The organism is Clostridium sp. AF37-5 (assembly GCF_003477605.1).
GTDB lineage: Bacteria > Bacillota > Clostridia > Lachnospirales > Lachnospiraceae > Eubacterium_F.
Window position 1 is genome coordinate 99,284 of record NZ_QUDR01000005.1, and the last position, 24,800, is coordinate 124,083.

Annotated in this window: 24 protein-coding genes; 2 read left to right on the forward strand and 22 right to left on the reverse strand. The window is 40.8% G+C overall.

What is annotated here, in order from left to right; all coding sequences use genetic code 11:
- Window positions 1-512: 512 nt before the first annotated feature.
- The 13 genes from ilvC to gpr all read right to left on the reverse strand — a co-directional run bounded on the left by ilvC (window position 513) and on the right by gpr (window position 13,408).
- Window positions 513-1,535 carry a ketol-acid reductoisomerase gene (gene ilvC / locus DW019_RS04925; protein ID WP_022376926.1) on the reverse strand — a complete coding sequence of 341 codons (1,023 nt, stop codon included), beginning with the start codon at window positions 1,533-1,535 and terminating at the stop codon, window positions 513-515.
- Between the two features lie 77 nt (window positions 1,536-1,612).
- Window positions 1,613-2,116 carry an acetolactate synthase small subunit gene (gene ilvN, locus DW019_RS04930; protein ID WP_118442712.1) on the reverse strand — a complete coding sequence of 168 codons (504 nt, stop codon included), beginning with the start codon at window positions 2,114-2,116 and terminating at the stop codon, window positions 1,613-1,615.
- An 85-nt stretch (window positions 2,117-2,201) separates the two neighbouring features.
- The gene (locus DW019_RS04935; protein WP_118442713.1) at window positions 2,202-3,227 is read right to left on the reverse strand and encodes an LCP family protein; all 1,026 of its coding nucleotides are present in this window, start codon (window positions 3,225-3,227) and stop codon (window positions 2,202-2,204) included.
- 29 nt (window positions 3,228-3,256) lie between these two features.
- Window positions 3,257-4,177: a glycosyltransferase family 2 protein gene (locus DW019_RS04940; protein WP_118442714.1), complete on the reverse strand. Its 921-nt coding sequence runs from the start codon at window positions 4,175-4,177 to the stop codon at window positions 3,257-3,259.
- Entirely contained in the window at window positions 4,174-5,106 is a 933-nt protein-coding gene (locus tag DW019_RS04945; RefSeq protein WP_118442715.1) for a glycosyltransferase, read from the reverse strand. Before DW019_RS04945 ends, DW019_RS04940 begins: the two co-directional genes overlap by 4 nt.
- A 15-nt stretch (window positions 5,107-5,121) precedes the next feature.
- Window positions 5,122-7,536 carry a homocysteine S-methyltransferase family protein gene (locus DW019_RS04950; protein ID WP_243024100.1) on the reverse strand — a complete coding sequence of 805 codons (2,415 nt, stop codon included), beginning with the start codon at window positions 7,534-7,536 and terminating at the stop codon, window positions 5,122-5,124.
- Window positions 7,537-7,614: 78 nt separating this feature from the next.
- Window positions 7,615-8,742 carry an alanine--glyoxylate aminotransferase family protein gene (locus DW019_RS04955; RefSeq protein ID WP_118442716.1) on the reverse strand — a complete coding sequence of 376 codons (1,128 nt, stop codon included), beginning with the start codon at window positions 8,740-8,742 and terminating at the stop codon, window positions 7,615-7,617.
- Between the two features lie 33 nt (window positions 8,743-8,775).
- On the reverse strand, window positions 8,776-9,333 hold the full coding sequence (locus DW019_RS04960; RefSeq protein WP_207663919.1) for an ECF transporter S component: 558 nt from the start codon (window positions 9,331-9,333) through the stop codon (window positions 8,776-8,778).
- Between the two features lie 93 nt (window positions 9,334-9,426).
- The gene (locus DW019_RS04965) at window positions 9,427-10,083 is read right to left on the reverse strand and encodes a histidine phosphatase family protein (RefSeq protein WP_118442717.1); all 657 of its coding nucleotides are present in this window, start codon (window positions 10,081-10,083) and stop codon (window positions 9,427-9,429) included.
- 13 nt (window positions 10,084-10,096) lie between these two features.
- Window positions 10,097-10,828, reverse strand: a complete 732-nt coding sequence (locus tag DW019_RS04970; RefSeq protein ID WP_118442718.1) for a LytTR family transcriptional regulator DNA-binding domain-containing protein — start codon at window positions 10,826-10,828, stop codon at window positions 10,097-10,099.
- The gene (locus DW019_RS04975; protein WP_022376916.1) at window positions 10,825-11,154 is read right to left on the reverse strand and encodes a helix-turn-helix transcriptional regulator; all 330 of its coding nucleotides are present in this window, start codon (window positions 11,152-11,154) and stop codon (window positions 10,825-10,827) included. Before DW019_RS04975 ends, DW019_RS04970 begins: the two co-directional genes overlap by 4 nt.
- A gap of 142 nt (window positions 11,155-11,296) precedes the next feature.
- On the reverse strand, window positions 11,297-12,442 hold the full coding sequence (gene spoIIP, locus DW019_RS04980; protein ID WP_118442719.1) for a stage II sporulation protein P: 1,146 nt from the start codon (window positions 12,440-12,442) through the stop codon (window positions 11,297-11,299).
- A gap of 3 nt (window positions 12,443-12,445) precedes the next feature.
- Window positions 12,446-13,408, reverse strand: a complete 963-nt coding sequence (gpr, locus tag DW019_RS04985) for a GPR endopeptidase (RefSeq protein ID WP_022376914.1) — start codon at window positions 13,406-13,408, stop codon at window positions 12,446-12,448.
- Between the two features lie 204 nt (window positions 13,409-13,612).
- On the opposite strand from gpr, the gene rpsT reads away from it, so the two are divergent.
- On the forward strand, window positions 13,613-13,876 hold the full coding sequence (gene rpsT, locus DW019_RS04990) for a 30S ribosomal protein S20 (RefSeq protein ID WP_022376913.1): 264 nt from the start codon (window positions 13,613-13,615) through the stop codon (window positions 13,874-13,876).
- Window positions 13,877-14,080: 204 nt separating this feature from the next.
- A complete protein-coding gene (locus DW019_RS04995) occupies window positions 14,081-14,563 on the forward strand; it encodes a dCMP deaminase family protein (protein ID WP_117478062.1) in 483 nt (160 codons plus the stop codon).
- Between the two features lie 22 nt (window positions 14,564-14,585).
- Here DW019_RS04995 and DW019_RS05000 read toward each other — a convergent pair whose 3' ends face one another.
- From DW019_RS05000 to DW019_RS05040, 9 genes are all read right to left on the reverse strand, one after another.
- Window positions 14,586-15,287: a peptidoglycan recognition family protein gene (locus tag DW019_RS05000; RefSeq protein ID WP_347474403.1), complete on the reverse strand. Its 702-nt coding sequence runs from the start codon at window positions 15,285-15,287 to the stop codon at window positions 14,586-14,588.
- Window positions 15,277-16,734 (reverse strand): IMP dehydrogenase, encoded by a 1,458-nt coding sequence (guaB, locus tag DW019_RS05005; RefSeq protein WP_022376910.1) that lies wholly within the window; start codon window positions 16,732-16,734, stop codon window positions 15,277-15,279. Before guaB ends, DW019_RS05000 begins: the two co-directional genes overlap by 11 nt.
- 103 nt (window positions 16,735-16,837) lie before the next feature.
- Window positions 16,838-18,574, reverse strand: a complete 1,737-nt coding sequence (locus DW019_RS05010; RefSeq protein ID WP_118442721.1) for a methyl-accepting chemotaxis protein — start codon at window positions 18,572-18,574, stop codon at window positions 16,838-16,840.
- Window positions 18,526-18,879: a hypothetical protein gene (locus DW019_RS05015; protein WP_118442722.1), complete on the reverse strand. Its 354-nt coding sequence runs from the start codon at window positions 18,877-18,879 to the stop codon at window positions 18,526-18,528. Before DW019_RS05015 ends, DW019_RS05010 begins: the two co-directional genes overlap by 49 nt.
- A gap of 206 nt (window positions 18,880-19,085) precedes the next feature.
- The gene (locus DW019_RS05020; RefSeq protein ID WP_117478065.1) at window positions 19,086-19,601 is read right to left on the reverse strand and encodes a hypothetical protein; all 516 of its coding nucleotides are present in this window, start codon (window positions 19,599-19,601) and stop codon (window positions 19,086-19,088) included.
- 26 nt (window positions 19,602-19,627) lie between these two features.
- Window positions 19,628-21,253: a chaperonin GroEL gene (gene groL, locus DW019_RS05025; protein WP_117478066.1), complete on the reverse strand. Its 1,626-nt coding sequence runs from the start codon at window positions 21,251-21,253 to the stop codon at window positions 19,628-19,630.
- 29 nt (window positions 21,254-21,282) lie between these two features.
- On the reverse strand, window positions 21,283-21,567 hold the full coding sequence (gene groES, locus DW019_RS05030) for a co-chaperone GroES (RefSeq protein ID WP_022376906.1): 285 nt from the start codon (window positions 21,565-21,567) through the stop codon (window positions 21,283-21,285).
- Window positions 21,568-21,709: 142 nt separating this feature from the next.
- On the reverse strand, window positions 21,710-24,178 hold the full coding sequence (locus DW019_RS05035) for a hypothetical protein (RefSeq protein WP_118442723.1): 2,469 nt from the start codon (window positions 24,176-24,178) through the stop codon (window positions 21,710-21,712).
- Entirely contained in the window at window positions 24,178-24,777 is a 600-nt protein-coding gene (locus DW019_RS05040) for a TetR/AcrR family transcriptional regulator (RefSeq protein ID WP_118442724.1), read from the reverse strand. Before DW019_RS05040 ends, DW019_RS05035 begins: the two co-directional genes overlap by 1 nt.
- Window positions 24,778-24,800 lie beyond the last annotated feature (23 nt).

Below are 24,800 nucleotides of genomic sequence, written 5' to 3' on the forward strand. Positions count from 1 at the left end.
TAAAAATCATGAAATGGTTTTTAGGCAATAGATGATGTTGCTTTTTTAGGTTTTTCTTACTTTTAGTATAAAGGCTTTGCGTCTCGTGGGCACTTCCGTTCATTGAGTACGTAACAGTAGGGGCACTGAAACTACCAGTGCCACCTACTGACGCACTCAAAACCCACTCCCCACAAAGACTTTATACTAAAATTATGAAAACTTAAAAGAGCAGCGTCAATTTCTAAACACAGTTTTGGGTTGCGATAAATATTTTTTTGGGGGTCTTTTACGCTTCCGGTAATTTGCCAGAAAGACTTTGCGATTCGTGGGTTTTGAGTACGCCGGTATAAGGTGCTTGTATATGCGTCAGCATAAGCACCCATACCGCTGCGTACTCAACAAACGAAAGTGCCCACGAAAAGCAAAGCCTTTCTGGCAAATTACGGAACCTAAAAAAGAGGCACAAAAAAAGAAACCCAATTCACAAAATGAACCGGGTTTCTTCTTAATTATCTGTTTATATCTTAAAATTAGTTGTTGATCAACTTATCTTCGCCATTCCAGCTATACAATTTACGGATTTCTTCACCAACTACTTCTGATGGATGCTCAGCAGCTATTTTTCTCATAGCTTTGAAGTGAACCTGTCCGCCAGCTTCTGACATGTCAAGCAAGAAGTCTTTTGCGAAAGTACCATCCTGAATGTCGGAAAGAATCTTCTTCATAGCTTTCTTTGTATCCTCTGTAATGATTTTTGGTCCTGTTACATAATCACCATACTCTGCTGTGTTAGAAATGGAATATCTCATGCCTGCAAAACCACTCTGGTAAATCAAATCAACGATAAGTTTCATCTCATGGATACACTCAAAGTATGCATTTCTTGGGTCATAACCAGCTTCTACCAAAGTTTCAAAACCAGCCTGCATCAATGCACAAACACCACCGCAAAGAACAGCCTGCTCACCAAAGAGGTCAGTCTCTGTCTCTGTACGGAAAGTTGTCTCCAAAACGCCGGCTCTTGCACCACCAATTGCAAGGGAGTAAGCAAGTGCAAGTTCCAGAGCTTTTCCTGTTGCATCCTGATGTACTGCTACCAAACAAGGAACACCTTTTCCTGCCTGATACTCGCTGCGTACCGTATGTCCCGGTCCTTTTGGTGCAATCATCGTTACATCAACGTCTGCCGGTGGAACAATCTGGTTAAAGTGAATATTGAAACCATGAGCAAACATAAGCATATTGCCTGCTTCCAAGTTTGGCTCGATGGACTCTTTGTACATTTTTGCCTGCAGTTCATCATTGATAAGAATCATGATGATGTCAGCTTTTTTAGCAGCTTCGGCTGCCGTATATACTTCAAATCCCTGCTCTTCTGCTCTCTTCCATGATTTTGATCCTTCATAAAGACCAATAATTACGTGGCATCCGGACTCCTTTGCGTTCAATGCATGTGCGTGTCCCTGACTACCATAACCGATTACGGCAATTGTTTTACCGTCCAGTGCTGCCAAGTTACAGTCATCCTGGTAATAAATCTTTGCTTCTGACATATTTACAGCCTCCTAAATTAATTGTATTTAAAGCCTATCCGGGATAAAATCCCGTGGATGGTTTTCTAAGTAGTAAATTACTTACTCTCTTTGGCTTCATCATAAAAACCACGAGCCAAACCGGAAATACCGGTACGTACCAGTTCTTTTATCTCATAGCCCTCAATCAGTTTAATAAAAGCGTCTAGTTTTGCCTGATTACCCGTCAATTCAATCATCATTGAATTATCTGCAACATCTACAATCTTCGCACGGAAAATATCAACAATCGCATTAATGGCCGGTCTTGCGTCTTTATCTGCTTCAACCTTAACCAATATCAATTCACGGCATACCGACGCTTCACCGGTAAGCTGTTTGACGGATTTTACATCTTCTAACTTATTAACCTGTTTTTCAATCTGCTCCAGCACAATATCATCCCCCGTAACGGATACCGTCATACGGGAAAATGCCGGATTCTCTGTCTCACCAACAGTCAGACTGTCAATATTATAACCACGGCGGCTAAATAAACCGGCAACACGGCTCAACACACCGGAGGTATTATTTACTAATATAGATAAAACTACTTTACTCATGGGATATGCCCCCTCTTTATCGAATATCCTAGCGTATTAATCTGAAATAACGCTCATTTAATTGTAGCAATATAGGTCTTTATTGTCAACTCTTAAAGAGAAACTTTTTAAGTGCGGATTTGTTGCTTGGCAAATCCGGCACAAGGCACGACTGACCGCGAATTGTCTGGCTTGTATAGCCGCCTTCAATCGGCAGGCTGAACTGATGGATTTTTGTCGTACCCATCCGTACAACAGCAAGCAGATATGAATAAATATCCCGCTCATCTACATCTGTTTTTACGTTTGGCATAATCACTTCTGCCAGTTCAATCATCTCTTCCGGAGACAACTGTTTTACCTTCTTAAGAATTGCCTGCATCGTCAGACGCTGACGTTCTGTTCTTCCGTAATCATCTCCTTTTCCGCTTGCCGTATAAACGCCCGGATAATGACCGTCCGGCTGTCTCTTACCATGACGGATCCGGCAGTAGCCAAGTGCCTGCTGCCCGTTAAAGATTTGTTTTCCCTTTTTCACACTGCGGTACTTTCTTCGTTTGATATAATTGGTCTGACGAAGATTCAGTGCCTCTGAATCAGTCAGATTTACCTCGATACCGCCAAGTTCATCAATAACATTAACAAAGGCGTCGAAATTCACTTCCACATAACCATCTAATTTGATACCAAAATTTTTCGCCAATGTTTTATAAAGCAATTTGATACCGCCAAAGGAATAAGCAGCATTTAATTTATAACCGCCATATCCCGGTATATCCACATACATATCACGCATCAAAGAAGTCAGTTTCAGCTTGTTATGTTTAATATCCAGAGTTGCAATCATCATCGAATCCGAACGTCTCTCAACATCCTTATCCTGTTCATCCAGATTCTTATCTGCACCAACCAATAAAATATTCACAATTTCTGTATCACTGTCTAACGCATATTTACTCAAATCCATCCCGGATACTTTATTCGATTTGTCATAATTCATCAAACCCAACATTTTATCTCCGGTATGCTTAACATAAGCCAAACCACTGCCTGCCGTCATCGACAGCAAAATTCCAATCACAAGAAATATTCTTGCCACAATCTTCCCTTTTCCCGCTTTTGTTTTACCCATATCAGGCCTCTCTTTCTATTCTCTCGTATTTATAATAAGAAAAACAATCCTGCATTTCGAATCAGACCGCTTTTCAAAAAACCATACCGCAATGCCAGATAGCGTCGTCCCAAAAAGGAAGCATCCGTCATTGCCGCAAACTTCGTTGCCGTTTTTCTCTGTTCCTTGGTCATCTTTGAATCAAAAACCTGCAAAAAAGCTTTTCCCTGCCGATACGTGTCAAAAAGTACCTGCCGCTGCTCTTTCATTTTGGAAACTCTTTTTTTTAAGTAACCGGAATACGATGTTCCTCCGATTTGATTTCCTTCATGCTGGCGGTACATAAGCGTCGCCTCCGGCAAATATCCAATGGCACCAAAGTGACTGCATATCAAAGCAAGCCACCAGTCATGCACCCGTATTTCTTCCGGCAGCTCTTTCAAATACGGAAGAATTGCCCGGTTCATCATAATGGTGCAGCCAATACACTTATTTTCCATAAAAAGATGCGCGGTGTCAACCTTTTTTACATTCAAATGACTCATTTCGTGAAAACGTCCCAGTTTTTTTCCGGTACTGCTGTCAAAATTCATGGCATCGGTAAAGACAAGCACCGGCTTTTCCGGATTTTCTCTCTCCATCTGTTTCATTTTCTCCAAGGTAAGCTCTACCTTATCCCAATTCCAGATATCATCCTGGTCACACAGCATAATATACGGGCTGTCACAGCGAACAATGCCAGACATAAAATTTCTTATATACCCTTGATTTGTCTTATTTTCAAAGAGACGTACACGACTGTCCTTTTTTTCATATTCCTTTACAATCGAAACCGTGCCATCCGTAGAGCCGTCATCACATACATCCACTAAAAGATCCGGATAACTCTGTGAAAGCAAGGAATCCAACTGCTCTTTTATATATTTTTCACCATTATATGTTGCCATAACAATCTCAACTTGTTCTTTCACTCCTTATCCCTCCAATACGATGGATTCATCGAAAATTTCTTTACCAGCCAGAGCGGAAGTTTATCATACTTCTTGCCAAACCGGTATCCTAAAAACTTAAAGCCGCTTTGGAAAATCAAATCCGGCACAAGATACCATTTTCCATGACGGAACAAATATTTCATCGTGTTTTTCACTAACCGCATTCCCTCGGATTCCGATTTCACCCCATCAAAAATTTCATGATACTGGCGCTGGGAAACTGCCAAATCAAAATTTCTCGTAAACTGCTGTCTGTAAGTGTATTTATGAGCATGGATAACCATCGCCTCTGCCACATAAGCAATTTTATATCCTGCCTGTATCACTTTCGATGCCATAATCATATCTTCATTGAAAATGGTATGAAGCACAAAGCCGCCCATTTTTTCATATACATCTTTACGGTACATTGCGCAGACATTTGAGCAGAAATACGTTTTAATGCCCATTGTTTCCAAATCCCTTTTGGATTTCACATAGCTCTTTGCCGGATAATTAAACTCTCTTGTATAATGTTCAATCACACCAACCGTATCATCCGGCAACTGTCTTCCATAGGCTGTTGCGGCTTCTTCCTCTTCCATTGCCCGTACCAAATTCTCAATAAGGTAAGCATCAACCGGAACTGCATCCTGCGTCATAAAGAGCATATAATCTGCCTTTGACAAGGCCGCCCCTTTATTTCTGGTGCCGCCATGGTCAAAATCCTTTTTCTCAATCGGAACAAACTCCACATTTTCCGCCTTTTGTAACATCTGTAAAACTTCTTCATCTTCTTTTTCCTCAACTAACGTCTGCATAAAAAATACATGTGAAGGTTTTACAGTCTGTTTGTTCAGCCAGTCAATTAGTTTTGTCAATTTTTCTCTCTCCGGACGGTATACCGGAATAATTACATCAACCACCATCAAAATCCTCTCTTCTTACTTCTCAAGCAGACGGTTCACTACTTTAACCGCCTCTCTGGCATCTGCCGAATAGCCATCTGCTCCAATTTCTTCAGCAAAACTTTCTGTCACTACTGCGCCTCCAATAATAATCTTGGCTTTTACACCCTGCTTCTTTGCCTCATCCACAACTTCTTTCATCTCCATCATCGTCGTTGTCATAAGGGCAGACAGACCAATAATCGAAGCATTCTCAGCTTTCGCAGTATCTAAAATTGTCTGTGTTTCCACATCTTTTCCTAAATCAATGACATGATACCCATAGTTTTTCAGCATCAGTGCCACCAGATTTTTCCCAATATCGTGAATATCGCCCTTTACGGTTGCCACCACGATAGTTGCCAGTTTTTCATTCCCTCTTGCCGCCTCCAAAAGCGGCTCTAAACGGTTAATCGCCTTTTCCATCGTTTCGGCACTGGCAATAAGCTGAGGGAGAAAATATTTCTTCTGCTCAAATAATTCGCCGACATAATTAATTGCCGCAATCAAATACTTATCAATAATCTCAGACGGCTCGGTTCCCTTTTTCAGTTCTTCTTCCACAAGTTCAAGCACATGTCCGCTCTTTCCTTTGACAACCGCCAAATACAACGGGTGGCCGTCTTCCTCTGCTACTTCATTCTTTGGCTGGCTCTGCGTAATCACAGCTCCCGCCACACCATTAATATAATGCAAATCCGCTTCTTCTTTATTCAAAAGCAAATCCGAAGCAAGTGCGGCATTGACAAGCAGCGTCTGAGATGGATTCGCAATTGCCATCGTAAGTCCCTGTCCAATCGCAAGTGTTAAAAATGCTGTATTAACAAAAACTCGTTCCGGCAGTCCAAAGGATATATTGGAAAGACCGCAAATTGTTGCCACACCCAATTCATTTTTACAGTAGCGTATCGTCTCCAACACTTCAAGCGCGGCATTTTTATTTGCTCCTATCGTAGCCACCAAACCATCCACGACAATATCTTCTTCTGCCATTCCCTGACGTTTTGCCTCGTCTAATATTGTATGGATAATCGTTTTTTTCTCATCCAAATCTTTTGGAAGTCCGGCATCTGACAAAGGAAGCAGAATAAACATTGCACCGTATTTTTTTGCAATCGGTATTAATTTTTCAAACTTTTCCGGTTCCAGAGAAATCGAGTTAATCAAAGCTCGTCCCGGATAAATACGAAGGGCACTTTCCACAACGTCAACATAACTCGAATCTATGCTAAGCGGCAAATCCACTGTCATTGTCAACTCATTAACCGCACGCAACATCATCTCTTTTTCGTCAATTCCATTCATTCCCATATTGACATCCAGAATTGATGCACCTAATTTTTCCTGTTCTTCTGCCATATCCATAACAAGACTCAAATCACCCGCACGCAGTTTTTCCTGCAGTTCTTTTTTCCCGGTAGGATTGATTCTCTCGCCGACAATTCGAAATCTTCCATCTAATGAAATCGGTGTAATGTTGCGCTCTGTTGTCAAGGCACGTATACTTTTCCTCTCCGGAATTTCTCTTGCTTTTTTCTCTTTTAACCGGCCGACAAGTTTCTGAATATGCTGCGGCGTTGTTCCACAGCATCCGCCAAGCACAGTTGCCCCAACATCCACAAGCGGCATCATTGCCTCTGAAAAACTCTCAGCATCCATATCGTAACACGTCACACCATCCTGCAAAAACGGCAGTCCGGCATTTGGTTTTACGACAAGCGGAACACAAGCATATTCCGCCATCACTTTTACCGCATCTACCATCTTATCCGGTCCTGTCGAACAGTTAATTCCGATGGCATCTGCCCCCATCGACTGCAAAACAACCAATGCTGTCTCAGGGCTCGTTCCATACAACGTCCGTCCATCCTCTTGGTACGTAAGCGTCACAAGCGCCGGTATGTCACAAGTTTCTTTTACCGCCAGCAAGGCAACACGGCATTCCTGCAAACTCATCATCGTCTCAATCGCAAATAAATCGACGCCCTCTTTCACTAACAAACGAACCTGCTGTTTATAAACATCTACCAGTTCTTCGAACGGCATACTTCCAATCGGTTCCAACTGCTGCCCGGTCATGGAAATATCCCCGGCAACATAAATTTTGCGGTCTGTTTTACTTCTGCGAATCGCTTCTTTTGTAAGACCCACCAATGTTTTCGTAAGTTCTTCCTGCTTAGACGCAAGTCCATATTCATCTAATTTAATTCGATTACAGGTAAATGTCGGTGTATAAAGGACATCCGAACCTGCCTCAATATATCGGCACTGTAAGTCAATAAACACTTCCGGGTGTTCTGCAATCCACTGCTCCGGACAATCCCCGCTTTTCATACCGGCCTGCTGTAAATTTGAACCGGTTGCGCCGTCTAATACCACAAATCCTTGTCGTAAAAATTCTCTAAAATCCACTCTTTTGTTGCCTCACTTTCAAAAAATCCCCCATTTCACAATAGAATATCATGAAAAGAGGGATTTTGCAATCTTCGCTTATAAGCTGCGGTAAAAACTTTCTTTCATATCACACCAGCAGGAAAAACCTAAATCATTTAATGCCTTCGTAAACGCAGATAACATATCTGCCACCTTCTCAACTCTTGCATTATTTCCCATATGCCCAAGACGGATTACTTTACCGGCAAGAACATCAAAGCAGCCGGATATCAGAATACCGTATTTATCTTTCATAGTGTTGATAATATCTATATCACGCAGTCCCTGTGGCACATTAATAACAGTCACAGTAGCGGAATCTCCGTAATCCAGATAAAGAGATAAACCTGCTTCTTTCACTGCTTTTCTTACTGCCCCGGCAATCTTATGATGGCGGGCTACACGCTCGGTATCTTCCTTCACCAGTCTTACCGCCTCACAGAGACCATAAATGTCACTGATTGGCATCGTGTATGGAAACCACTTATCTTTGTAATAGTTCTTAAATGCAAGAATATTACAGTAGAAAGAAGCCACTTTGGTTTTCCGGCTTTCCATCGCTTTCATGGCATCCTCACTCACTGTAACAAACGCAAGTCCCGGTGGCGCCGACAAAGCTTTCTGTGAACCGCCGCAAATCACATCAATCTGCCATTCATTGACTTTCACATCTTCACCAAACATAGAGGCAACCGCATCGACTACCGTAAGAATCCCATACTGCTTTAACAGCGGGCAAATCTTACTGATATCATTGAGCACACCACTTGGTGTATCACAGTGAACAACTGTTGCGTACTTAAAATCGTGATTTTCTTTTAAGTATTCTGCTAAATCTTCTATTACAATCGGATAGTGATAATCAACGGTATATAAGGTTGGCTCTCCGCCGTAAAGACTTACAAAATCAGCAAAGCCTCTTCCAAAAATACCATTATCAATAACCAACACCTTATCCCCCGGCTCTGTCAAGGTTGCACAGGCAGCCTCCAAGGCAAGAATCCCCTCGCCGCCCAATACATAAGTCTCGTTGTCAGTGCCAAGAAGATTTGACAAATCTTTGCATACCTGATGGTATTCTTCACAAAATGTCTCATCTACATCCGGGTTTGCAAACGCCCTGCTTCTTGCTTCCATTACAGAAGCTGCCGGCATCGTAGGTCCCGGTGTCATCATCTGATACATTCTTATCATCCTTTCTGTCCGTTCTTTTCGCCATTAAGCTTCCATAGAACGTTTTACCTTTGCCATACCGACACGTGATACCAAAATAATCGGAATAGCAATAATTGCTCCTGTTACAATCTGCATAATGTTGCCCGGAATCGAAGCCAGCGGCACAACAAAACTTGATGTAAGCAATACCTCAAATAAATAATAACCAACTAATTTAATTGCAAGAACAACAACCGTTGCCGCAATCAGATTAACAATCGTTGGTTTTTTCTTTACAATTAAACCAAATACAAAGCCCATCAGACCAACTACAATCAAAGTTGCCGGAGCATATACAATCCATGGAGAAAGTACATCCGATAATGCCATACCAACGCCGCCGCAAATCGCACCAACACGCTTGCCGAAAAATGCTGCTGCAAAAAACATCGGAACATTACCTAAGTGAACCAGACCACCTTTTGCCGGTATAATCTGCACCTGAATGTATCTTGTCAGTAAAAAAGTCAAGGCAGCAAATACGCCGCACATCGTAATTTCGGATACTGTAATCTTTCCTGTACCCATCTGTACTGTTTGTTGTTTTGTTTTTGAATCCATTGTTTTGTCCTCCTGTATAAATTTCTCTCTTATTATACAAAAGGCTGGCTATATGAAAACTGCCAGTTTCTTATTTTTTTGCCATGCCAGTTTTCATCCATTTCTCTCCAAAGATGTTTTCCAGTTTTTTCGAAGTAACTCCGGATGAGACTCCAAATGAGCAAAATCATTAAAACGCTCCAGAATAAAAAAGTCTCTATCCTCATCGTAAATCAAATGGGTAAAACTTGTATTTTCGAGGTCGATTCCAAATTTTAATTTGTTCTCCTGACCGGTATGAAGAATATCGGCACACACCGAGCGTATTACGCCGCCATGCGTTACAATAGCAACTCTGTTTTCCTCTCTTTGACAAATTTGTTTGATTTTTGGCATGACCCGCCTGACAACATCACGTCCGCACTCACCGCCTTCCGGATAGGGAAGGTCTTCTTTATGAGCCGCACGTTCCTTACGAAACTCAGCATATTCCGTACGAATCTGTTCATCCGTTTTCCCGGTAAATCCACCAAAATGGATTTCTTCGATGTCTGCCACTTCTTCAACCGGCAGATTCACACAGTGTCCAATAATTTCTGCCGTTTCTTTTGCGCGAATTAACTGTGAACAGTATAACTTTTCCAACTGATAAGAAATCAGACGCTTTCCGGCAAGTTTTGCCTGTTTACGCCCACTTTCATCCAGAGAAACATCGACATTACACAATTTAGAGCACTGTCTTCCATGCCGAATCAAAAAGATATCTTTCATCTTTCACACCTCCTTAACTCTCTGAAAAAACACTATCAGTATACGAAATCCGTGTTCTTTCGTCAAATTGTTTGCGAAGACCTTTCATATATTTTCTTCCTAGTGCGACATTTCCATATTGCTTTACCAGACAAATCCGCCGATTTACATAATCAATTTTTTCTACATACAAACAGTTTACTGCAATCGAGCGATGGCACTGCACTAAGTCACCGCCACACTGCTCCATACAGACACCAAGTTTGCGGTACGGAAACGAAAAGACATCATACCGGGTATGAACATACAGCGTTTTATTGCAGATTTCCAGATACAAAATATCCTTTGCCTCAAACATGTGTATACCAAGCCGTGTGTTTATCACCAGCGCCTTTGCAGCACCCTTGTTATCAAAACGTCCGTCAATCCAGTGAAGTAGTTTTTCCAATCGTTCTTTCTCAATTGGTTTTATCACATAATCAAAACAATGAAATACATGAAATGCCAGACTTTCATACGTATCATCTTTTGCCAGTAAAATCACCGGGAGCAGATAAAAACGCTGTAAGCCTCTCAGACAAGAAACAAAGGCTAGTCCTTCCTGTTCCCTCTCCTCTATATCTACTACTACAACATGAATGGTGTTTGTCTCTAACATATGGATTGCTTCCTGCTGACTTTCGACACATAAGAATTGAAGATTCCATTTGGCTGCTTCCCAGTCTTTAATCGGATTTGACTTTGAGAAAACAAGAACTTTTGTCACCGATACTCCTCTCCTTCATCACTTAGCTGCTGCTTGCAGTATTCGAGCAGTTCACACACCCTGCGGTTTCGTATCGCAAGATGTGAATCCACTGATTCCCGTCTTGCCTTCTGCCTGCCAGCTAACAGATACAGCGGATCTACATCGAGCTTCTCATATAGAATAACAAGTTTTTCAACATCCAGCCCATACACTCCTCTCTCAATCTTTCGATAATGTCCTACACTCACGCGGAGCAGTTTTGCCATATCATAAAAATCCATATGGGCACTTTCTCTCACATCCTGTAAACGTCTTCCAATAATTTCATTTTGTTCTTGAACCATAATTTTTCTCCTCCTTAGTCTCTATTCTACCAAAAAGAAGCGCTCGTTGGACGACTTTTTTTGACGCAAAACGACAAAGCACCAAATTACAAGGTTTTTTTCTGTTTTTTTTCATAAAAAATTTCAAAAATGTATACCGCAATCACTGAGAAAGCACTTTATCCAACACATCTGCCAAAGGTGCTGCTGCGTTTTTTGCTTCCTCTACCGTATTATTTTCATTTCCCAGCTCAATCAATAACGAACGTGGTTCCAAATGCAGATTGTAGCGGTATCCTTTTAAATAAATTGGTTTGGTAAATCCTTCATAGTATTCCATAGCCGTGCATTTCATCTGAAGACTAAACGCAAGATTTCCCTGTAGATTCGGATTGTATAAATAAGGAATGGCACCCGATTTTGTTCTGCTCATACCATTAAAAAACATGACAATCGCCGTTTTTTTCCCTTGAATAGTAGTATACGTATGTTTTCCTTTACCGACCGAATCGCGGTGCAAATCAATCAGCACTTTAATACCCGGATTTTTTTTTCGTATATTTTGAACCCCTTCCAGTGATTTATTGTATGCAAGACTCCTGTCAATGCCCCCGTTAATAGAATCATATCTCGTCGTATCATGGTAAACGGAATATCCCCTTTTTTCCAGTTCTTTTGTAAGTTCTGTACCAACGCCGACAACGGAATCGTTAATATCGTTTTTTTTGCTGTCTGAAAACTCTTCCGAAGCACCATGCGTATGATAAATCAAAATTTGTTTTTTCCCTTTTTCCTTTTTTAATTTCAAATTTTTATGTAACATCGCAGCCACATCAAACTGCTTTTTTGTCACAGAAGTCGTTGAATCTATAATATAAAAATTTTTCCACAAATAATCCACACTGAGTGACTCCCGCAATTGTTCCACCGCACTGTTTTTGTGGCGGACAACCTGGCTTGACACTTCCACTGCCGGCTGTTCTTCTTCCACGTCACCAATAAGCGGCTCACTTGGTTTTGGTATCTGTCCTTCCTGCAGTTCACGGTTTTCAACTACTGCCAGTTTTTCCTTTCCCGCATCACTTTCTGCCAGCGCCTGATTTGGCTCAAAATAAGACTGTCCCCCTAAGAGTTCCGCTAACACATATCGTCCTTCTTGTCCATTCCAAAGGCAAAAACAACTCTCCTTTGCAAGAAATCTTCCCGCTTCCTCTGCTATTTCCATTTTCCCTGCATCTTTTATAACAAAAAGCGCTCCTGCTAAAGAGGTGACAAACACCCCAATTGCGACCCGCATGCCAAACTTCATTTTTCATTCTCTCTTCATATCTTCTTTTTCATAAAAGGATATGCTGCTGTTTCCATAATTATCCCGTTTTTGAAAACAATGATTTAATACTTTTGCAAGATCTTTACTAATTTGATTTACCGATTCGTCAATATTTTTCGGCGTTACCATCACATCGGTTGTTTCCTCGGTCAGAATTTCATAAATAAACCGCTCAATTTCCTCCTCCGAATACCCCTGTTTCTCTAATACATGCTCCAAATGGTCGGAAATAATGGTTGCCGCATCTACAACCGTAGGAACACCAATTGCAACAACCGGAATTCCAAGCGTCTTTTTGGTTAGTTCCTTCCTGCGGTTTCCAACGCCGGCACCAGGCTCAATTCCCGTATCTGTAATCTGTACCGTTGTACAAAGCCTTTGCACACTTCTGGATGCTAATGCGTCCACAACAATTACCAAATCCGGTTTTGTCTTCCGTATAATCCCCTGTAATACCTCTTCAGTCTCAATTCCGGTCTGCGCCATGACACCGGGTGCTATTGCACTCACACAGCCATATCCATTTTCCTGCATAAAAGATGCACCAAATTCTTCTTTAAAATGTCTCGTCACAAAAAGGGCGTCTGTCATTTTCGGTCCTAATGAATCCGAGGTCACTTCCCGGTTTCCCAATCCAACAACCAAAACGCTCTTTTTACGAAGTCCCTTTATCATACTTTCCAACTGTTCACAGACACAGAGCAAAAATGGCTCTCTCTCGTCAATATCTCCATGAAGCATAAGTGGTGATTCGATTGTAATATAAGTTCCTTTTGGTTTTTTCATTGCTTTGCTGCCTGCTTCATCCCGAATAATTACCGTCGTAATTTTCACCTTGCCTTGCAGACATTTTTTCTTTTCCAGAACAACCCCCTGTATTTCTACATGATTTCTGGGAAAACTCTCTCTTGCCTCTAATGCTAAGTCCGTCCGTTTTTCGGTCATTTTTGCCGCCTCCTGCACTGTTTTGCATCCAATCACAAATTTATTGTGTCCTATTTTTTATTTTTTATGTTAATTTGCAACTATTTACTTGACAATATGTGGTATATATAATAAGATAATTAGGTGTGTTTGTGCTGTTGTCCGTGTCCGACAAGCCAAACCAAACAAAGAATGAATTTAATTATTACGATGGAGGTGCTGGAATTGGCAAACATTAAATCTGCAAAAAAAAGAATTTTAGTAGCTGAAAAAAGAGCTGAGAAAAACAAATCTGTTCGTTCTCGTGTAAAAACAGCTGTGAAGAAAGTTGATGCTGCTATCGCTGCAAACGATAAGGCTGCTGCTGAAGCTGCATTGAAAGCTGCTGTATCAGAACTTGATAAAGCTACTAAAAAAGGTATTTATCACAAGAATACTACTGCAAGAAAAGTTTCTCGTTTAACAATCGCTGTAAACAAACTTGCGTAATGTAGAGGGCAGTCGTACTGCAACTACAATTCTACCCGTCGAATGAATAGAAAGGAGCTGGTAAACGGCTCCTTCTTTTTTACAAAAGGCAAATAACTATTCAGGAGCACTGTAAAAGGCGAAATAGAACACGAAGTGTTCAAAATGCGAATATTTAAGAGCGGGGCATCCTGAATAACTGCATCTACACACAAGGAGGCATTTATGAAACGAACGAATTATCTTTCATGGGACCAGTATTTTATGGGAATTGCAAAGCTTTCCGCCATGCGCAGTAAAGACCCACACACAAGCGTCGGTGCCTGCATTGTAGGAAAGGATAACAAAATTTTATCAGTTGGCTATAATGGTATGCCACAAGGATGCTCCGATGATATTTATCCATGGGACAGCGACAGCGATGACCCGCTGCAGACTAAATATTTATATGTCTGCCACGCGGAATTAAACGCACTGCTCAATTATACCGGCACAAATTTAAAAGGGGCAAAAATATACACTACGCTGTTTCCCTGCAATGAATGTACGAAAGCGTTAATTCAGTCCGGTATCTGCGAAGTCATCTACGCCGAAGATAAATATGCCAACACCGCTTCTGTCCTTGCATCAAAAAAAATGATGAAATCCGCAGGAATCAAATACCATGCCTATTCACCACAGGAAACAGAAATTCACATGACTTTATAAATAAAAAACTGCCACCCATCCTTTAAGACTTGGAAATGGTTTGGCAGTTTTTTTCTATTTTATCTTTCAATTGATTCCATTCATCTTCGTGTTTCACAAAATACAACGGACAAAGTTTCCCCGTCACGTCATAATGACGAATCACTTGTTCTTTTGTCAAATCATATTTCAAACACAAATACGAAACCAGTTCAATAAGCGCCTGATAGGTTGCATTGTTAAACTTTCCATCTTTTCCCGGATGACAGCACTCAATGGATATGGTATCGTAATTTCTCCCATTGGAGGCGTAGGCAATTTCATTTAACGGAATACATTGGACAATCTGTCCCTCTAAGCCAATCACAAAATGGCTGCTGGCATAAGTCGCCTTTTGTTTTCCGGCATTAATTTTGGGCAGATTATTAAAATAATTTCGGTTGTCTTCTGCATCCGTTCCCGGATTTGCCGTATAGTGAACGACAACACCTTTCACCTTTCTAAGCGCAATTCCCGGTCTCGAATATTTATTTTTCTGAATCAGTTTTGTCTGTATCGATAATTTCGGAAGTATTTTTTGTGCCTGCACGGTGTTGTCTCGGTTATTTCTCAGTATAAAGGAAACAATCACACAGCATAAAAGGATGAAAAACGCTGCGACACTGATAATCAGTGCGCAGCGCCCTCTCTTCGACGTCCGTCTTTTTCTCGTCCGCGAAGAGTATCTTCTTTTTTTATTCGACACTATAGTTTGGTGCCTCTTTCGTAATGTGGATATCATGTGGATGGCTCTCCTTCAAAGAAGCAGCGGAAATTTTCACAAAGTGTCCGTTCTCCTTCAAATCTTCAATCGTCTTTGCGCCACAATATCCCATACCGGAACGAATTCCTCCAATCAACTGGAATACCGTATCCTCTACTGAACCTTTGTATGCAACACGTCCCTCTACTCCTTCCGGAACTAATTTCTTAGCATCCTGCTGGAAATAGCGGTCTTTACTTCCGTTTTCCATCGCTGCAATGGAACCCATGCCACGATATACTTTATACTTTCTTCCCTGGAACAATTCAAAACTTCCCGGGCTCTCGTCACAACCGGCAAAAATACTTCCCATCATACAAACATTTGCACCGGCCGCAATTGCTTTTGTCATATCTCCGGAATACTTAATACCACCATCGGCAATTACCGGAATACCATACTCTTTTGCTACGTTGTAAGAATCCATAATTGCAGTAATCTGTGGTACACCAATACCGGCAACCACACGGGTTGTACAGATAGAACCAGGTCCGATACCAACTTTTACTGCATCAACACCGGCTTCAATCAAAGCACGGGTAGCTTCTCCGGTTGCCACATTACCTGCGATAATGCCCAAATCCGGATATGCGTCACGAACCATTTTTACAACTTTTAATACATTTGCGGAATGACCATGTGCCGTATCAATAACAATGACATCTACCTGTGCATCTACCAGCGCTTTCACACGATCCATGATATTAGCCGTTACACCAACACCGGCACCACACAAAAGTCTGCCCTGCTTGTCCTTTGCTGAATTTGGATACTTAATCTGTTTTTCAATATCCTTAATTGTGATAAGTCCGGTCAGGTTTCCGTCTTTGTCTACGATTGGCAGTTTTTCCTTACGGGCTTTTGCCAGAATCTGTTTTGCTTCCTCTAATGTAATACCTTCCGGTGCTGTCACGAGCCCTTCCGATGTCATACACTCACTGATTTTTTTCGTAAAATCGGTTTCAAATTTCAAATCACGGTTTGTAATAATACCAACCAGCTTTTTATTTGGTCCCTCTGTAATTGGAACACCTGAAATACGGAATTTTGCCATCAAATCATCTGCGTCTGCCAATGTATGATTCGGAGAAAGATAAAATGGATCCGTAATAACACCATTCTCCGAACGTTTTACCTTATCAACCTCTTCTGCCTGCGCTTCTATAGACATATTCTTATGAATAATTCCGATACCACCCTGACGTGCCATCGCAATTGCCATGCGGTGTTCTGTTACCGTATCCATCCCTGCACTCATCATAGGGATATTTAATTCAATGTCCTTTGTCAAATGAGTTTTCAAACAAACTTCATTCGGTATTACTTCAGAATATGCGGGTACCAATAATACGTCGTCAAATGTAATGCCTTCACCAATAATAGTTCCCATCTTTTCTCTTCCTCTCTTTTTTGTATTCTATTTGTATTTTTATCATTTTATCGAATATTGACAGGGTTGTCAACTATTTTGGTCAATCCTTAATAGCGATTTTTTATTTTGTAAATTTTTTCACAATATCACGAATTTCCTCTGCATTTTTTTGATTTTCGTGTGTTACGGAAGAAATCGCCTCCGCACTTGTCTTAGTTGTCTCAATCTTATCGATAATGCGTTCCATTCCCTGAGAATTTTCCTCTGTGGCTCCTTCCACACGCTCCATCTGATTACAAATTGCAACAACGCCATCCGAAACAGAATCTGTCACATTCTGAATACCACGAATCAATTCCTCAATCGAGCCAATCGATGTGCTGTATTCATTCGACATCTCAATAAAGTCTGTAAACTGTTTTGTAACATCAGTCTTCCAATAATCCAAAATAGAAACAAAACACTGCCTTACATAATCAATGTTTTTGTTCGCATCTTTACAAATCGTCTGAATTTCCGTCGCAGTCTCGGATGAACTCAACGCAAGATTTCCAATCTCGCTAGCAACAACGGCAAATCCCTTTCCTGCCTCTCCGGCTCTCGCTGCCTCAATCGAAGCATTCAAAGAAAGCAAATTCGTCTGGCTTGTTATCTCTAGAATTCGATCAACCATCTCATTGATGCGTGACAATGACTGCAATTCTTTCATTGCCTTCTCAATATTATTTTCATTCCATACCATCTTTTCGCGATTGGCATCTAATGACTGATTAGCCGTATCTTTCATCTTCTGAACTTCCTGAATCAGTTCTTCGCTGCGCTCGCTTCCATCACTGACTTTTCTGCCAACATCGGATACAAGTTCGGAAATACGTCCAATTTCCTTACCAACCTGTTCTACAGCCTCTTCCGTAAGTGTAACACCAGCCACTACCTGTTCTACCGTTGCTGCATTATCACCTACACAATCATATAATTCTTCTGAGGAAGAAGTGATTTTCTCTGCCGATTTAAGAAGCGATACCGAGCAGGAATTAAGTGTATCAATAATGGCATCAAATGTACGATACAAAGAATCAATCGCCGTAGCAATGTGGCCAATTTCACTTTTTCCGTTGACATATTTCTCAATTTTTTCATCTTTATTCAACTTCAGATCTTTCAAATTCAAAATGGCATTTTCTGCTACTTTCAAAGGATTCAGACAGAATCGAATCACAACATAAGTAAGCAGCATAATGAGTAAGAAAGAGCCAAGGCAGATAAATCCAAGCGTATTACGATTGGTATTTGCCATTGCAAATATTTCGTCTTCTGTATCTGTCATTACAACGGCCCAGCCGCGGTCATTTAACACGCGGTAAACACCTACACAATCTTTTCCATCAGCATCTTGGTAATCGATTTCATGAACCTGGTTACCGGCTCCTTTTTTGGCACTTTCCGAAATATTAAGGAGCATCGGATCCTTGATTTCTTTCGCAATCTTTTTCGAATCCTTGCTGAAAATATATGTATTTGTCTTTGTATTAATCATGGTAAAGGACGCATTATCAAGTCCTTCTACTTTTAACGCATCCAAACTCTTCTGAAGTTGTTCTCCAAAAGGACCACCGCCGACATATCCAATCATTTCATCCCCTTTATAAACCGGGCAATACATAGAAAGCGTTAACTTTTTCGAAGCAGGAGAAACAATAATTCCTGCATTATACAAGCGATCCGATTCCTTCATCGCGTCCTGCAATTGTTTTAGTGCTTCTCCTTTTCTAGTCGTCATTCCAACAATTTTCGGATTATTGTGAACAATTACATGCGTATTTGGCTCTCCGGCATAAATACCTTCCCATCCGGACAATTCTTTATAATAATCTTCTGTATACTTTTGAGCTTTTTTTGAATTTCCGAATCGGTAGGATTTTCTAAAAGCTTCACAATCTCGATTCCCTTACTGTAAGAAACCAGCTGGTCTTCCGCATTATTTACATAGTCTTCAATGACCTTCTGCCTAGATTCAAGCGAAGTTTTCATGTTATCCATGCTGTTGTTCTTCATTACAGATGTCATACTTCCATTTGCAAACAAAAACAATCCCAGTATGCAAACAGCAGCAACAATGGAAATAGTAATTGTAATTGTGGTGCTTAACTTTTTGTTTTTCATCTTTAGTCGTCCTTTCTTTTCCGATTTTTTTATTCTATCACATTCCTTTTTGTTTGTATTGATTTATCACGCACCACTTTTGATTTATTACGTACTATTTTTGATTTATTACGTATTTGATTTATTACGTATAATAAAAGAAAACAGTACCTTATGTTGACATAATCAAGATAAGGTACTGTTTTCTTTTATTTGGCACATTATTATTAGGACAGCGACACAATTTCCGGACATTTCTTCTGCATCAACTCAACCATACGGCTCGTTGGCTCAAAGAGAATCATTACTTTCTCGTCCTTTTCCGGAAGTCTTGTTACAATTCCGTAAACATTCGCCTTTTCATTCATTGATGAATAATCGCGCACTTCCAAGTGCCTGTATCCATCCAGTTTTGTGGACTGAATTGGGGCAATCGCATCCGCATCCTCAATTTCAATTCGAAGAATATTCTTTCGACGCTCTCCGCCTTGTATCATATCAAAGTCAAGCTGTCCATCACAGAATACATATTCCCATTCCACACGGAATCTCGGCCAATACCAAATCAAGCCAAAGATTGCTGCTACTCCGATTAATACTAACAGATTAATTTTTGTCGATATCGAAATCAGTATTGATGCTAAAAAAACAAGAATTACCAAAATAATCAATATAATTTTTAAAGCAATGACTGACCCCGTCGTTTTCTTTTTTGCGTTCGCTTCTGCGTATGATTGTTCCATCCAATCCTCCTAGTTCTTTCGTCTATTTACATCATGCCCATGCCGCCGGCACCGCCTGCTGGCATTGCCGGTGCATCTTCTTTAATATTAGCAACAACAGACTCGGTTGTCAACAAGGTAGACGCTACACTCGTTGCATTCTGCAATGCACTTCTTGTTACCTTAGCCGGGTCAAGAATACCATTGTCTACCATATTTACATATTCTTCTGTCAATGCGTTAAATCCAAATCCAGGCTTCTCAGAACGGACTTTATCAATGATAACAGAACCTTCCAGACCTGCATTTTCTGCAATACGGCGAAGTGGTGCTTCCAGTGCTTTCAAAATAATGTTGGCACCGGTCTTTTCGTCTCCCTCAAGAGAGGCAGCCATCTTAGCAACTTCTTTGCTTGCATGAATGTAAGCAGAACCGCCACCTGCGATAATTCCTTCTTCTACCGCTGCTCTTGTTGCTGCTAAAGCATCTTCCATACGAAGTTTTGCTTCCTGCATTTCTGTCTCAGTTGCTGCACCAACACGTACAACAGCAACGCCGCCAGCTAATTTAGCAAGTCTTTCCTGAAGTTTTTCACGGTCAAAATCAGATGTTGTCTCTTCAATCTGATTCTTAATCTGTGCAATTCTTGCCTCGATTTCTGCTTTATCACCTTCACCATCAACAATGATTGTATTTTCTTTCTGAACTTTTACAGATTTTGCACGTCCAAGCTGATCCATCGTTGTCTCTTTCAAATCCAAGCCAAGTTCTTCGGAAATTACCTGACCACCGGTAAGGATTGCAATATCTTTGAGCATTTCTTTTCTTCTGTCACCATAACCAGGAGCTTTTACAGCAACTACATTAAAGGTTCCGCGAAGTTTATTGATTACCAATGTGCTGAGAGCTTCTCCCTCTACATCCTCAGCAATAATCAAAAGTCTTGCACTTGCCTGAACAACCTGCTCAAGCAGTGGAAGGATTTCCTGAATATTAGAAATCTTTTTATCGGTAATCAAGATATACGGATTATCCAGTTCTGCTTCCATCTTATCCATATTAGTAGCCATATAAGCAGACAAATAACCACGGTCAAACTGCATACCTTCTACCATATCCAGTTCTGTCTTCATTGTCTTGGATTCTTCAATTGTAATAACACCGTCACCGGTTACTTTTTCCATTGCATCGGCAACCATTTCACCAACCTGCTCATCACCGGCAGAAATTGCTGCAACTTTTGCAATCTGCTCTTTACCGGAAAGTTTAGAACTCATGCTGCGAATGGAATCAACAGCTGTCTCTGTTGCCTTTTTCATTCCCTTGCGGAGAATAATCGGATTTGCTCCGGCTGCTAAGTTCTTCATTCCTTCATTAATCATAGCCTGCGCCAAAACGGTAGCTGTTGTTGTACCATCACCGGCAACATCATTTGTTTTCGTTGCTACTTCTTTTACTAACTGGGCCCCCATATTTTCAAAGGCATCTTCTAATTCAACTTCTTTTGCGATTGTTACACCGTCATTGGTAATCAATGGAGCACCAAAAGATTTATCCAAAACAACATTTCTTCCTTTTGGTCCAAGTGTTACACGAACGGTATCTGCCAGTTTATTTACACCTGCTTCTAATGCAGATCTTGCTTCTACGCCAAATTTAATTTCCTTAGCCATAATTAAATTCCTCCTATCAAATCAATCCTTTACTCTACAATTGCCAAAATATCACTCTGACGAACAATTACATACTCCTCGCCGTCCAATTTTACATCTGTTCCGGCATATTTGGAGTAAATCACTTTATCGCCAACTTTTACTTCCATTTTTACTTCTTTTCCATCTACAACACCACCCGGTCCAACAGCAATAATCTCTGCCTGCTGTGGTTTTTCCTGTGCCTGCCCCGGCAGTACAATACCGGATTTGGTGGTCTCTTCTGCGTCTAACTGTTTCAATACAACTCTGTCACCTAAAGGTACTAATTTCATGTTTGATTCCTCCATTTCTTATATCTTGTTAGCACTCCAATCTGACGAGTGCTAACCCATTGGCTCTATAATATGCAATAATCAAAAGAAATGCAATGCCTTATGCATTTCCATATTTCCGCATTTTGCCACTATATCTAACTTATGCTCTTTTTTTCTCGTTTATTCTTATTTTTTCATTTTTCGTAGTTCTCTTCTTCTGCAACATACACACAATGCCACTACCACTGAGAAAAAACAATGTAATCCACAGTTTCAAATTGCTGTCATCACCAGTCTCCGGACTCTTATCTTCTGTTCTTGACGATCCTTTTTCCTCATTCTCATCACTGGTTTCAGACAGTGTATCTTCAGCCTCTCCGCTGGTATCACTTGCTTCTGACTGTGTATCTTCAGCCTCTTCGCTGGTATCACTTGCTTCTGACTGTGTATTTACCGGATTGGAAGCGTTGCTTACAGATGGAGCATCCGTCGCACTTGCATTATTTGTTTCAGACTGTGCACCACCCTGATTTGTATTGTTTGTCTCCGTCTTTGTATTTGCGGATTTTAACTCAAGAGCGGCAACCGCATCCTCAATAGCCTTCGCCATCGCATCCACCTCTGCCTGCTCCTTAATATTTTTACCACGCACTACTGCATCTATAGCAACATTTACCGCTGTAAAGTCCTTGTACAAATTCACATCCAAAGCTTTTGCCTTGGCAATGGCCTCATCCACTGTCGTGTAATCTGCATCTTTATATGTCAATGCCTGAATTGCTGTTTCTATTGCTGCTGCCATCGCGTCTACCTCTGCCTGCTCCTTAAAGTTCTTATCCCGGTCAACGGCATCTACCGCTGCTGTAACATCCGAAAAGTTCCGGTATAAATCTGCATCCAGACCTTTTACCTTGGTCAGTGCTTCATCCACCGCTGTATAATCCGCACTTCGCAATTTCAACGCTTTGATGGCTTTTTCTATCGCTTTGGCATGACCTTCCACCGTTTCCTGTTCCGTGTAATCCTTGTCATACTCAACAGCATTTACCGCATCGGTCACAGCAGAAAAATCCTCATAATCATTCTTATTCAGTGCATTTACTTTATCAATTGCTTCATTTACCGCTGTGTAATCCGCCTTTTGTACAGACTGCTGTTCATAAGTTGTATGATAAAGTCCAAAACTCATATTCTCATTTGCATTTGCATAAAACCACGTAACATCAAGCATTCCCGAATGATTAATGAATATAGACGGCTGCGCCATAAAAAACACTCCATCTTTACCATGTAGTTTTTGCGGCAGTATTTCTGCTTTTCCTGTTGTATTGTTGTAATAATACAAGCGAATATCTTCCTGCCTGATATCCTGTTCCTTATTTTGCTCATCCATCCATTTTCCATTGGAGGATTTTGTATATTTCATACCATTGAGGGTAATCTCTGACTTATCTATTTTTAACGGGCTGTACTCTCTCGCCGTAATATACTGCATGGAACCGTCTTTGGAAAGAATCGAATATCTTGCGTCTCCTGTTTTAGATACATCTGCGAGTTCCTCAATCTTCCACCCGGATGTGCTGTCCGAATCGGTGCCGATTTCCTTAATCTTTCCATTGCAGTAGTAAATTAATTCTGGCAGATCCGTCTCAACAATGGAGCCATATGTATCCGGCAGATTGACTGTATCTACATTTTTTCCATTATTTACAGCCAGTTTAACTTTGTTATTCTTAAACTCATCCGGAGAATACAAAGATACCTTATCTCTCTGTTTTACCTGATCATACATCACATCCGATACATGTGTCCCATCCACAGCCTCTTCATAAAGTACTGCAACCGAACCATTGAGTTCTGCCACTGTATGATTGGAAATATAATTGCAGGATTCTGCAAAAACCATCGGTATTAGATTTCCCTTGGCATCGGTCTTGTTATCGTCTGAAGAAAACTTGTTCGTATCCGGATCATAATAAAGTCCCTCGATTCCATATGCTCTGTCATCATTTTTTACATCCGAACAAACAACCCATGTAATGAGTATTTTGTCTCCAAATTTAGTTATATGAGAATTATACGCGCTGACATCACTTGATTCTTTTGTAACTGTAAGAATCTTATCCGAAAATACTATGGTTGAAGACTTTAAAGCCCTAACCGATATTCTCATAGAACCTGCAATCTCATCCTTCGTCTCAGTCCCGTCAAACTTCTTATTTGCATCAGTCCATGTAATGATCATGTTGTTATTAAAAGTGTCATCAAGGTCCGTAAATAGAAATGGGTCCATATCCCATGTTTTATCATCCTGAATTTCCGTAGGAGGGCTGACGTTTGCGTACTCTTCCGAACTGCCAGACCAATATAGCTTAGCACAATCTTGTCCATCACTGTCCATATACCATGAATACAATAGCAAATCTGAACTTGTCCCCGGTAGTTTCGCACCTTTCAATCTACAATAGTCAGGATTACCATAATACATAAGATATACGTCTTCCTTACTTTCTGCTGCCGATACTTTGACCGGAACCGTATTGACCAACAATACGAACACTAAAACAAATACCACGAGTTTTACTGATTTGTAATTTTTCTTTTCTTTCTTCTTAACCGTTATCCGCATTAAGCGTCACCTCCATCAAAACCTTCCCTTCTGTACTTGTCCGCAAACAGGGCAACAGCCTGTTTCAAGACTTCCATCTGGGTTTTTAGATAATATTCATCTTCAAACATAGCATAGTGGACGCAGGCACGGACGAATATGAAGATTAATGGCGTAATCACCGTATGAGGAATACCAATCTTTGGCTCTAACTGCTTCGCATACTCCGTATACCGCTCATTGACACCCTCAAAGAATTTCTTTCCATACTCAATATACTTGGGAAGTGTGTACACTTGATACATCAAACGATACTTTTTCCCGTGCTTCTTCGCTGTCCAGTAAGGCACCTCTTCAATAAACCGTAACACATCCTTAGGATCGGTAGGTGCCTTTTCCATAAAATCATCCTCTACCTTGGTCATACAATAGGCGGTTGATTCAAGAATCAGCTCATCTATATTTTTAAAGTAACAATACAGATTGCCTGTGGTGCAGTTGCAGGCTGCGGCAAGTGCTTTAATCCCTGTACCAGTCAGTCCGTTTTCTGCATAGCATTCAAAGCATTTTTCCATGATTTCCTTTTTTCGTTCATTATGCTGCTCTTTTGTCTTTTTCATATGTATCCCCTTCATTTTATCTG